Origin of the sequence: Cochleicola gelatinilyticus (genome assembly GCF_001637325.1) — a bacterium.
Classification (GTDB): Bacteria; Bacteroidota; Bacteroidia; order Flavobacteriales; family Flavobacteriaceae; genus Cochleicola; species Cochleicola gelatinilyticus.
Genome location: NZ_LRXL01000026.1, coordinates 716,818 through 729,772 on the forward strand (window position 1 = coordinate 716,818; position 12,955 = coordinate 729,772).

The following is a 12,955-nucleotide window of genomic DNA, read 5'->3' on the forward strand; positions in this document are numbered from 1 at the left end:
ATTGAAAGGTTGATATTAAAGTTTATGTTCGTAAAGGTCCTTGGCTAAACTGGCCCTTTTAAGCTTTTTATGTTTACGTATATAACTGAAGTCGGATGGATTGTCTACCATAAGTTGGGTGTGGTAATAATTTATGTGCTCGAGAATTCCGAACGTGTTTGCCACAATTGCCCAACCTAGTGTATCGTTAGTGAGCATGTTCCAATCATTTAGACACCATTGAAGCAAAAAAACCACGGGAATACCAGCAATGAGAGATACATTGATCTTTTTAGCGGTTGTGAACCAAGATAGATTTTTTTTCTCGTCGAAATCGACATCTGTTAATCGGTACAGTTTTAATTTCCAATACTGCTGCCCTTGCCATAAAATAAAAATGATAAGTACAAAGCCGTATAATAAAAAAACAAGATCTTGAATTGAATAGTGAAAAACAGCATAAATCGCTAACACAGGAAATGTAAAAAGGGCATGGAACCTCTCTAATGGATAGTACCACTTTAATCGATTGGTTAATTTTTGTTTTCGTGTTTGCATTTCGTTTAAATTATGCTGATTGTTTTCTGAAATCAAATCTGCAATATATTCTTCCTATATAAAAGAGAAGCCACCCCAATTTCGGAAAATTCGGGTGCTATAAAACGATCGACAACGCCCTTGATTAAAGGGATTACGTAAAACAAAGCAATGGATAAGAATGAAAATTTAAGAGAACCCTATTTTTATAAATTTAGGGTGTGGAAGCTTAATTTATAAGTAAAAAAGCTTATAATGATTACTGGAAAAGGGGGTGTTTTTTAGAATCTAAAAAACTTATTATGTAATATTTTTAATCTCTTTAATGTAAAATGAGGGGTTTAATCCGGTGTCTTTTTTAAAGTATTTCGTAAACGAATCGGCACTTTTATAACCCAATTCTTCTGCAATAGATTGAATAGAATACGAGCGGAAGATCACATCATCTTTTAAACGAACAATGGCGTAATTAATTCGAAGATCATTAATATACGTATTGAAGTTTTTTCCGAAATGCGAATTAATCACTTTTGAAAGGTACGATGTATTCGTGCCTAATTTTTTTGCAACATGATACGAGTTGCATTCCTGCTTTAGATAATATTCTTTTTCCTCTAATTTTTTTAAACCTTCTAGAATTTGTTGTTTGGTTTCTTCTGGCACATCGGTAGTATTTGCTTCCTCTAGTACTGCATCTTTGGTATCTATGATGTCCTTGGGCTCTTCTGCCACTTTAATTTTCTGTACCAAAGCTTTAAATTTTGCTTCGTTTTTCTTTTTCTCACGGTAAAATTTTAAAAGAAAAAATAGAAGTGCTAGAATAATTAGAGAACCCCCTAATAATAAGTAGTTTAAATGATTTTGTTTTTTCTCCTTTTCGGCATATAAGGTGTTAAATTCATTTTCAAACTCTTCTCTTTCATTTCGAAGAAATTTATTTTTAGCGTCATTTTTGAATTTACTAAACTCCTTTTGAGAAGTGAATTGCTTTTCGAAATAATAACTGGCTCTTTCAAAATCTCCGGTGTTCATATAAGCTTCGGCCAACATTTTATAATAGTCGTTCATGAAACCCTCTTCAGATTCTAAGACTTGATAATTATCTAACCCTTGTTGTAAAATCCGTATTGCTTCGTGATAATTTTTAGTAGCAACTTCTATTTTACCAAAACTGTAAGCTTTAGATATTGGATAATTATTATGATAATCGGGGCATACCGAATACAACTTGGTGAAGAAATTTTTAGCGTCGTTGAATCTTTTTTCTTCGTAGGCAATCTCTGCGTCTAAAATATAATAATACTCAACATAGCAAGAGTCTAAAGCTTCTTTGGGGAACTTCTTTATATATCCCGAATATAATTTAGCTGAATCGATTTGCTTTAGTTTAAGATGTGAATTCCCCATCACATTATAGATATATGCTAAGGTTCCATTTTTATCTTTTATGGTATGAGAGGAATCGATTGGTTTGTTTTCATAATAAGTTACCCCTCTCTTTCTTACCGCGATTGCCTTCTCTTCATCACCAATTAAACTGTAAACATTGGCTATTTTATTTATTGCGACTAATTGATATCTCTCGTTATTTTTAGTTTCTGCAAGGCTTAATTGCTCTTCATAATATAATAGCGCGTTTTCTGCAGTGGTAGCAACCAATTGTACGTCACCCAAAAACCCTAAGGATCTCATTTCTAATTCAGAAAGCAAATTTTTTCTTGCAAAAGCCAGCATATCTTCTCCTTGATCATTTGCTTTTTCATACAGTTTATAATGATAATACGCTTCACCAATAAATTCCATACCAAACCATTGTTCGGTTTTGTTATGCTCTCTTTCCGCTTTTAAAATATAGGCTTTGGCGGTAGTAATAACTTTATCTTGGCTTCTATATTCGTATGTTATAATTGTATCTCTAAGGGCATCGAAAGACATTTGAGAAAGAGCATCATCACTTTGAGAATAAGAAAAAATTATGCTAGTAAAAACAAAAAAGAGAAGTAGAACATATTTCATACTAAATAAGTGATTCAAAAATGGAGTATTGCTGAGACACGTGGGTAAAGATACTATTTAAAATAAAATTGTTCTTAGCATAAGTAATGAGAGTGTAGTGGCACGTGCACTATACGTATTCATAAAGCGAAAGTTAAAAGAACCCTGTTATAAGGATGTTTTATGAGTTAACATTTGGGTAATAATGCTGAAAAGTCATGCTATATTTTTAATCTCCTTTATATAAAACGACGGATTTAACCCTGTGTCTTTTTTAAAGTATTTTGTGAACGAATCGGCACTTTTATAACCTAATTCTTCAGCAATTGATTGAATAGAATACGATCGAAAAATCACATCATCCTTTAGACGTACAATGGCGTAATTAATTCGAAGATCATTAATATAGGTGTTGAAATTTTTTCCGAAGTGTGCATTCACTACTTTCGAAAGATAGGAAGTGTTCGTATTTATTTTTTTCGCTACGTTGTAAGAATTGCATTCTTGTTTTAGAAAGTATTCTTTGTTTTCTAATTTTTTAAGTCCCTCAAGAATTTGTTGTTTCGTTTCTTCAGGAATATCTGTAGTATTCGATTCCTCCAAGATTTGATCTTTAGTATCGATAATATTTTCGGGCTTTTCTGCACGCTCAATTTTCTTCAAAAGAGCTTCAAATTTTGCTTCATTACTCTTTTTATCACGGTAGAATTTTAAAAGAAAGAAAAGCAATGTGAGAATTATAAGAGAACCACCTAATAGAAAATAATTGAGAGTATTCTGTTTCTCGTCCTTTTCTTCCTTAAGTGCCTGTAATTCATTTTCAAACTCGCGAAGTTCTTTATTGCGAAACGAAGAATTTAAAGTGTCTTTTATTTTAGCAAACTCTTTGATACTATGTACATGCTTTTGATAATAATAACTCGCTTTTTCAAGATTTTTTTCTTCTTTATATGCATTCGCAAGAACTAAATAAAAATCGTCCATAAAGCCTTCTTCTTTATCAGAAACCTCATACGTCGAAAAGCCATCCTCTAAATAAGATATAGTTTTTTTAAAATCCTTTTTTCCTGCATACACTTTTGCATAGTACCCTCCAACAATCATACTATCAAATTTTGTTAAAGGCCTGCAGTATCGCATAGAATAATCAAGACTCTTTTTTGCTTCATCATATTTTTTCTTTAAAATTTCTGCGTGTCCTAATTGAACATACAACGTTCTAATCATACAAGAGTCTTTTTTATTTTTTAAAACCTGTTGTAAGTTTTTATTAATGTAATGATATGCAGAATCTCCATTTTTAGCTTTTAAAAAGGTATCTCCAATACTGTTTTCAGCTAATAGAACTAAATGTTGTTTTTGTTTTTTTGGAAGATCATTAAATCCTTCAATACGTTTTATCATGCGATGTTGAGAATTTATAGCCGAAATATAGTTTCCTTCAATCGCTTGGAACAGGCTAATAAAATATGTCGCAATTTGAATACTATTAATATCTTCATTTCTTTCTGCTATCGCTAATGAATTTTCAAATAGCCTTAGTCCTCTACTAAAGGTCCCCGCTTTTATGTAGGTCATGCCTGCCATCTGATAGGTACGGCTGTAATATTTTGTTAATTCATTTTCTTCAGTAAAAGATAGTAATCGCTCAGAAGCACGAATAGCCTTATCATGATCGTTAGCTTGAGAATAGACGATTGCAAACGCCTCAAGCCCTAGATAATTTTGTTCAACGTCCTTTTCTTCTTGAGCTTTTTTTAAATAAATTTTAGATGCAGATAGTGCTACCGCTGTATCACGCAGAATATATTTATTTATTATTCCACTTAACTCCTTATATGATTTATCTGCTAGGGTATCATTTTGAGCAGTCGAAGAGACAAGTGTCGATAAGAAAAAAAATAAGGAAAGAAAATACTTCATATTCTATTGGTAGCGTTTGCAGATAAAACGTAACAAAAACCAAAGATACTATTTAAAACAAACGCATTTGTGGATTTTTTAGTTGCTGGTAATGTTCCGTTTCCAAGGGTAAAATTCCTTCTTTCGGAAGATATTTTTTACGTGCGATATGCATCGTAGTTTTTATTTGTTCTGAAATTGTTCCTTCACCTCGCATACGTCTTCCCCACTGACTATCATTTAAAGTACCACCGTGACACTCTGCTATTTGGTTTAAAATGCGGTCCGCTCTATCGGGAATGGTCTTTCGTGCCCAGTCTTCAAAAATGGTAGCAATTTGTCCGTTGAGCCGTACGATAGTATATGCCACATCTTTTGCTCCTAATTCTGAAACTTTTTTTACTAAAGGTAGAATTTCATGACTATTTAAAGAAGGAATAATCGGCGCCATCATTACCCGTACGGGGATGTTGTTTTCTGAAAGTACCTCTACTGTTTTTAGCCGCTGCTTTATAGTTGCAGTTCGGGGCTCTAAAAGACGTCGGGTAGTTTCAGAAAGCGATGTAATACTAACGTTTACCTGTATTAAATTAAACTTTGCCAACTCTTTTAAAATATCAAGGTCTCGCAAAACCAAAGAATTTTTAGTGATAATTCCGACAGGATGTTTCCATTTTAAAAAAACCGCTAGACATTTTCGGGTAATCTGAAGCTTTTTCTCAATTGGCTGATAGCAGTCGGTATTTCCAGAAAACACAATAGGATATGGCTTCCAATTTTTACTTTTTAATTTTTCTTCTAAAAGTTCGGGTGCATTCTTTTTTATTAGAATGGTTCGTTCAAAATCAAGGCCAGCTCCATATCCCCAATACTCATGACTATTGCGAGCATAACAATACACACATCCATGCTCACACCCTTGATATGGATTTGCAGAGAAACCCATTCCTACATCGGGACTATTCACTTTATTAACGAGCGATTTGGGAAACACATCGATGTATTTCGTTTTATTCGTATCGGCTACTTCTCCTTCAATTTCACAATAATTTAGAAAATCATCCCGCATTTCATGACTTAGTTCAAAGAAGCGATTATGCACTTTTTGCTGAGCACCACGACCTTTAAGACTATTTTGAGTTTTAGACATAAAAAAACTTTGAAAAGCGAACTCTTCAAAGTTAATTTAATTTTGGACTTATTCCAAGTTAAAATGGAAATATTCCTAGTTGTTTATTGTCCTGGAAATTTTGGCTTTCTTTTATCTAAAAAAGCAGTTGTTCCTTCGTGAAAATCGGCAGTTCCAAAGCATTTTCCAAATTCTGTTATTTCTGTGTCAAAACCATTTTCTCCATCTTCGTATCCTGCATTAATAGCTGCGATCGCTGAAGCAATTGCCACTGAAGAATTACGCATTATTTTATTGGCTATTCCTTGTGTAAACTCGATAAGTTCTTCTGGTGCAACCACGTGATTTACAAGTCCATATTGAAGTGCTTGGTTCGCATCTATCATTCCTGCGGTCATGATCATTTCCATCGCACGACCCTTTCCAACTAATTGCGGTAAGCGTTGTGTTCCACCATAGCCTGGAATAACTCCCAAAGAAACTTCGGGTAGTCCCATTTTAGCGTTATCACTAGCAATTCTAAAATGTGCCGCCATAGCCAATTCAAGTCCACCTCCTAAAGCAAACCCATTTACGGCTGCTATAACTGGTGTTGAAAGGTTTGCTACAAAATCAAAAAGCATGGCCTGCCCTTGCGCTGCTAGTTGCCCGCCTTCAGCAACAGAAAAATCAGCAAATTCACTAATATCAGCTCCAGCTACAAAAGCTTTTTCTCCAGTTCCCGTAATTATAATTACTTTCACATCAGAGGCAGCATCTGCTGCTTTAAAAGCATTGTGTAATTCTTTTATTGTCTCGCTATTAAGTGCATTTAATTTTGAAGGCCTATTAATTGTAATGGTAGCGATTCCCGATTGGGAGTCTGAAAGTAAATTTTCGTACTTCATTTTGATAAGATTAAGTTTGTTTTATTATTTAGGGTAGCCAAATTTACAAAAAACTTAGATTACTCTGGGGATGTTCACTTTAAAAGTAGTTCGCTGTGTTTCATCGGTTTCCAAAATAATTGTGCCATTGTAGGTTTCTACAATTTTCTTTACCATAGCTAGGCCGAGTCCCATTCCACTTGATTTAGTGGTAAATTTAGGTTCGAAGATTTTATCGATATGATCTTCTGCAACACCAATTCCATTATCGGTAACACATATTGAAATAGATGCAATTTCAGTAAAGACCCTAACTTCGATCCTCGGTTCTTGCGGAGGCTTTTGTTCAATTGCCTGTATACTATTCTTAACAAGGTTTGTGATAACCCGAATTAATTGCGTTCGATCAAATTTTGCAGTAATATTTTCTTCTTCGGAAAAGAAATAAATAAAATCTTCATTAAAAATATCTAGTGCTAATTTTGTGATCTTTACAACATTAAGCATCTCGTCCTGCTGCGCTGGCATTTTAGCATAAGTTGAAAACGCAGAAGCAATCGAACTCATCGTGTCTATTTGCTGAATTAGCGTATTACTGTACTCGTTTATTTTAGTGTGTATCTCTGGGTCTGAAGGGTCAAATTTGCGCTGAAAACTTTGTACCGTTAAACGCATAGGTGTCAACGGATTTTTAATTTCATGAGCTACCTGTTTTGCCATTTCTCGCCAGGCTGCTTCCCGTTCGCTAGCAGCCAGTTGTGCCGCACTGTTTTCTAATTCGTCGATCATCCCGTTGTATGCGTTTACTAAGGTTGAGATCTCTTCAGAGGCGCTGGAAACCTGTATTTTTTTGTTTCGTTTATTTAAACGAGTTTCGGTGATCTTTTCGCTAATCTCATTTAAAGACCGCGTAATATATTTTGATAAGAAATATGCTAGTATAAAAGCGACCAGCAACATAAATAAATACGCAATTGCCAATCGTGTTAAAAACTCTTTCATCTCTCTATTGATGAAATTATCATCTTCAATATATGGGAGGTTTAAAATTGCTAACGGTTTAAAATAACTGTCGGTTATAAACGTATAAGAGGATTGATATTCTTGTCCGTCTTCAGAAAACTGTTCGACAAAACTTTTACTTGGTGAGTTCTGAAGAGCGTCTAGCGCCCTTGGAGGCATCTTTAGGTCGGTGGCAGTACTGTCTTTAAAAAAGGAAATACGAGACGATTTTAATAAATCACCATTTAGATCATATAAATAAATTTCTAAGTTATGAATGTCTTTCAGTTCGAAAATCTTCTCTTTAAATATTAAAGGAATCTGTTTTGTTTCTACCGGATACGTAGTGGTTTTTAAAACATAATTAATATTTTCACGTATAGCGGCTTCTTTCCGAAGTAATCGCTCAGCATGATAATCTTCTGCTTCTTCACGGTATTGTATTACTGTTACAATAGCAATTAATACCGAAGCTCCTACAACCAAAAAGATCATCGATAAAAAAATACGAGTTCGTAAGGACTTGGTGAAAAACTTCATACTATGGTAAACTGGATTGGAAAGATAGCAATAATTAGACCGTTCTGTATCTCTGTGTAATTTTTCTAATTACAGCACTACCGCTCTCGAAGTCGTTTGTAAAATTTATAGCCAAGCATTAATACTATTGAAAATGCAATAATACCCACGACACCATAAATCCAATTGATTGCATTTCTAAGGGTTACTAAAAAGACCACCGCAAATAGAATAATAGTGGCGCCTTCATTAAACAAACGCATAAAGTTCGAAGAATGCTTCACCACATCGTTTTGCAGTTGTTTAAAAATTAAATGACACTTTATATGGTAGGCAATTAATAGCACTACAAAGACCAGTTTTACCTGCATCCAGGCATCGGTTAGGTAAAAGGTACGCATTGAAATTAGCCATATGGCAAAGAAAAGTGCAAGCACCATGGAAGGCCAAGTAATAATATACCACAATCGTTTCGCCATGATCTTAAATTGAGCTCCTAAAATTTCTTTTTCCGGCGATGGTTTTTTAGTGGCTTCAATTTGATACACAAACAGTCGCACAATGTAAAAAAGCCCGGCAAACCAGGTAATGACAAAAATTAAATGAAGAGATTTTATATAATTATATTCCATGTAAAGAAGCTTCAGTCAACGGGTGTAAAGGTATAGAAAACCACTCACAAAAAGCCGTTGCATTACATTCACATCACTTATTCTTCTGAAACTTTTTCGGTTTCAGCCACCGTATTCTCTTTTAACAATCCCAATGAGACTTTTAATCGAATTATTTTTTTAACCGATTGATACACCTGATGCTTGTACACTGAATCTTTTTTCATTTCTGAAAGAACCGAATCGATCGTTTCTGTTTCATCAATAGGCATCAACAACATATCATTCCCCGCCTTCGACGCTACTAATGGAGCGTTTTCAATAATTGTTACCGCTTTCATAATGTTTAAAGCATCGGTAATTATAAGCCCTTTAAATCCTAATTCATTTTTAAGCAAGTCGGTTACGATTGTTCTGGAACAACTTGCTGGAAGACCATTTGTTCCGTACTGTTCGTTATTGTTTATCGTTATATGTGCCATCATGATAGAAAGTACTCCGGCTTCAATTAACGGTGGATATACCACCAACTCTTGTAATGGCCCGTCAATATAAACCGATTTTTTATGGGTGTCTCCAGTGACCAATCCGTGCCCAGGAAAGTGTTTTGCAGTTGCTACAATACCTTGCTCTTGCGATGTTTTAATAAATTGTTTGCTTAACGCTATTACCGAATCTATATCATTACCAAAACTCCTATTTTTAATGGCTTCGTTCATCGGACTTACATCGCTAACAGGTGCAAAATTTTGCCGAAAACCAATGTCTAATAGTTGTTTATTAATTAGTGTAGCGATCGAATCACTTTCTGCTAGTGTTTTAATATCGATGGTATTCATCATCGGTGCACTCCCTTGTAACCTTCCATTAAAGAGACTAGGCTCGGCATCTATCGAGAATAATAAAGGCAATTGCTGATTCTCTTTAGAGATCGCATTAAGACTATCGATCATGCGTTTATGATTTTCTTTAGTGCCTTTTAAAAACACCACCCCACCAATCTTATTTTGCTGAGCTAATTTTAAAACCACACTTTCGGGCTTCCCGAGTTCTCCTGCAGAAGTAACGATCATTTGTGCGACCCGAGTGGTATCGTTCATGGATTGAAAAATAGTGTCCACGGTATACTCTAGCACCGGATCATATTCATAAAAGTTTTCGAGCGAAAATGAATTTATTTGTCCGTAAGACAAAGAGGTAAAAAAGATCGCAAAGGCAAATAGGGTGTGGGTTTTCATTATTTTCTTCTAAATTTTTCTTCAATAGGTATTAATCTTCGGTTTCATCTTCCACAAACAAATATGTTAAGTTCATGGCGTTGAATTGTGCATTAAAATCTGCAATTTCTTTTGAAATCAATGTATTAAACTTAAGCAACTCATCGTTAATTTTTTTTGTGAGTTCATTTTTAACAGCAACGTCTTGCTGTGTGGGAGGAAAATCGTCCATCCCCACTAAACTATTTAAATGTGCTAATTTGTTTGTGAGGCGTATTGGAAAATTCAATGGATCTTGTCCACTTTTGTTTTTGGTTTGATACAATGCTTTTTCTATGGTTGAAAAGTCTTCCGAAAGTGCCTTCGCCTTTTCGACAAGAGTTTTTACATTTTCATTGTCTTTATATTGTTTCTGAAATGCTTCGAGTTGCGCATTTATTTTTCGAATCTTTTTTATTGAAGTGTGTGCTTTATCGATCGTTGCGTTTATATCGGTGATAAAATCGAATTGCTTTTGCATACCGGCAAGGTCGGTTTCTGCATTTTTATCTGGGACAATTCTAAAAGATTTCGACACTGTATCATCGTCATATTGCAATACTACTTTATATTCTCCTGGCACTGCTTGGGGAGCATCTGTACTTGCCCACCATAGTATCATTCCTTCCAGCCGCTCTGCTCCTTGTCCACGCATGTCCCAAACATGCATATTACCGCCTTCTTCTACTTCTAGTTTGTCTTTCTTTTTATTTTTCGTGCTAAACTTCTTAATCGTATCCCCCGATTTTGTAAGGTAGCTCAATGAGACCTCCTTATCTTTAGGATCTTTCAAATTAAAATAAGTGACCACCCCTGCAGGATGATTGGTACCCGTTGTTAGTGAACCTTCTCGAGAACCTCCATCCATACGATACGTTGTTTTTGGTTGAAAAAGAAAGTTCTCTCCTTTTTTTACTTCGGAAAGTTGATAGATTACAGAAAGATCATCTAAGATCCAGAGACTTCTTCCTTGAGTTGCAACAATTAAGTTGTTCTCTTTCACAGCGAGATCTGTAATTGGAACAATGGGAAGGTTTAATTGAAAGGGTTGCCAAGTACTTCCATCATTAAATGAAATATACATTCCTGTTTCTGTACCTGCATACAGCAAACCCTTTTTAGTTTTATCTTCCCGTACTACACGTGTAAAATGTTCTGGTTCGATTCCAGTTGTAATTTTTTTCCAAGTTTTTCCAAAATCATTTGTTTTATAAAGGTAGGGTGCAAAATCTCCAGTTTTATATTTAGTACCAGCAATATAACACGTTCCGGCATCGAATACAGAGGGTTCGATACTATTTATCATCATCCATTCTGGCATGCCCTTTGGCGTCACATTCTCCCAATCCTTTCCTCCATTCCGAGAAACATGAACGAGCCCATCGTCGCTTCCTGTCCAAAGTAAATCCTTCTGCTTGGGGGACTCTGCAGCAGCAAAAATGGTACAGTAATATTCTACCGAGGTATTATCCTGTGTAATGGGACCCCCCGATGATTTTAATTTTGATGGGTCATTTCTAGTAAGATCGGGACTTATTGTTTGCCAACTTTCTCCTTCATTAGTCGTAGCATGCAAATGGTTGGAAGCTGTGTACAATTTATTGGGATCGTGTGGGGAAAAGAAAATAGGAAAGTTCCACTGAAAACGGTATTTCATATCCTCCGCTCCGTGTCCCATCGGATTATCGGGCCAAACACTTACACTTCGCACAGTTCCAGTTTCGTGATTGTACCGTGTAAGAAATCCGTCGTAGCTTCCGCCATACACAATATCGTTATTTTCTGGATCGACAGCTATATGGGCACTTTCTCCACCAGCAGTAGACTCCCAATCTGACTCTCCGATGCTACGACCTTCAGTACGATGCGCAATTCGGATGGTAGAATTGTCTTGTTGTGCGGCGTAGATGCGATACGGAAAAGCATTATCGGTAGTTACTCTATAAAATTGAGAGGTGGGTTGGTTATGATAGGTGCTCCAGGTCTCACCACCATCATACGTAACTTGTGCGCCTCCATCATCTCCAATAACCATACGGTTGGGATCTTCGGGAGCAATCCAAAGATCGTGATGATCACCGTGAGGAGCATTATAGGTTTCGTAGGTTTTTCCACCATCGGTACTTTTGTGATAGCGAACATTAAGCACATACATCACATCTTCGTCTTTGGTGTCTGCGTAAATCCGCGTATAGTACCAAGCGCGTTGTCGTAGTTTTCGCTCACTATTAATTAAGTCCCACGTTTCTCCACCATCATTACTTCGGTATACGCCGCCTTTATCTTTATTTTCTACGATTGCCCAAACCCGCTCACTGTTTGCTGGTGAAACTGTAACCCCGATTATTCCCAATGTATCGGTAGGAAATCCCTTATTCTTAGATATTTCGTTCCATGTTTCGCCACTATCGGTACTTTTCCAAAGGGCAGATCCATCACCGCCGCTGCTTAAACTATAGGGTGTTCGCCGAACATTCCACGTAGAAGCATAGAGAATACGTGGATTGTTAGGATCCATGATTAAATCGACCGCTCCGGCATTTTCGTTTGCAAACAGGGTTTTTCGCCATGTTTTTCCTCCGTCTGTAGTTTTATACACGCCACGTTCTTGAGTGGGTTTATAAATATTCCCTAGTACGGCAGCGTACACTGTATTATGATCTTTGGGATGAATGGCAATTCTAGGTACATGTCTGCTTGTTTCAAGTCCTGCTGTAGCCCAAGTTTTACCCGCGTCTTCAGATTTCCAGATCCCATAGCCAGACGACACATTTCCACGTACGGTCTTTTCTCCGCCACCCACATAAATTACATTGGGATCATCTTCAGCAATTTCGATCGCTCCAATAGAGCCACCAAAATACCCATCGCTTATATTCTCCCATGATCTTCCACCATCTTTAGTTTTCCATACACCTCCTCCAGTTGCTCCGAAATAGAATAGATTTGGTTTGTTGGGGACTCCAGTGACTGCGGCACTTCTTCCACCACGAAACGGTCCGATTAATCGATATTCTAGTGCATCATACAGGGATGCATCGTAGGTTTGAGCAGTGACATTACTACTAAAGAAAGCACCTATTAGAAGCGTGGTGCAGACAGAGAAAAGAAACGAACGGATCATAGGGAATTTAATTAATTGGTTGGTTAAAGATACTG

Annotated in this window: 9 protein-coding genes; all 9 read right to left on the reverse strand. The window is 36.2% G+C overall.

Features of this window, described 5'->3' with window-relative positions; translation table 11 throughout:
- Positions 1-15 precede the first annotated feature (15 nt).
- Positions 16-537 (reverse strand): hypothetical protein, encoded by a 522-nt coding sequence (locus ULVI_RS05265; protein WP_068590446.1) that lies wholly within the window; start codon positions 535-537, stop codon positions 16-18.
- A gap of 279 nt (positions 538-816) precedes the next feature.
- A complete protein-coding gene (locus tag ULVI_RS05270) occupies positions 817-2,532 on the reverse strand; it encodes a helix-turn-helix domain-containing protein (RefSeq protein ID WP_068590448.1) in 1,716 nt (571 codons plus the stop codon).
- 195 nt (positions 2,533-2,727) lie between these two features.
- Positions 2,728-4,434, reverse strand: coding sequence for a helix-turn-helix domain-containing protein (locus tag ULVI_RS05275; protein ID WP_068590451.1), 1,707 nt, complete (start codon positions 4,432-4,434; stop codon positions 2,728-2,730).
- Between the two features lie 52 nt (positions 4,435-4,486).
- The gene (locus ULVI_RS05280; protein WP_068590453.1) at positions 4,487-5,563 is read right to left on the reverse strand and encodes a PA0069 family radical SAM protein; all 1,077 of its coding nucleotides are present in this window, start codon (positions 5,561-5,563) and stop codon (positions 4,487-4,489) included.
- Between the two features lie 83 nt (positions 5,564-5,646).
- Positions 5,647-6,429 carry an enoyl-CoA hydratase/isomerase family protein gene (locus ULVI_RS05285; RefSeq protein WP_068590455.1) on the reverse strand — a complete coding sequence of 261 codons (783 nt, stop codon included), beginning with the start codon at positions 6,427-6,429 and terminating at the stop codon, positions 5,647-5,649.
- A gap of 54 nt (positions 6,430-6,483) precedes the next feature.
- Positions 6,484-7,950 carry a sensor histidine kinase gene (locus ULVI_RS05290; RefSeq protein WP_068590457.1) on the reverse strand — a complete coding sequence of 489 codons (1,467 nt, stop codon included), beginning with the start codon at positions 7,948-7,950 and terminating at the stop codon, positions 6,484-6,486.
- A gap of 77 nt (positions 7,951-8,027) precedes the next feature.
- Positions 8,028-8,561, reverse strand: coding sequence for a CopD family protein (locus ULVI_RS05295; protein ID WP_068590459.1), 534 nt, complete (start codon positions 8,559-8,561; stop codon positions 8,028-8,030).
- Between the two features lie 77 nt (positions 8,562-8,638).
- The gene (locus tag ULVI_RS05300) at positions 8,639-9,778 is read right to left on the reverse strand and encodes a glycoside hydrolase family 3 N-terminal domain-containing protein (protein ID WP_068590461.1); all 1,140 of its coding nucleotides are present in this window, start codon (positions 9,776-9,778) and stop codon (positions 8,639-8,641) included.
- A 31-nt stretch (positions 9,779-9,809) separates the two neighbouring features.
- The gene (locus ULVI_RS05305; protein ID WP_068590463.1) at positions 9,810-12,920 is read right to left on the reverse strand and encodes a VPS10 domain-containing protein; all 3,111 of its coding nucleotides are present in this window, start codon (positions 12,918-12,920) and stop codon (positions 9,810-9,812) included.
- Positions 12,921-12,955: the final 35 nt, after the last annotated feature.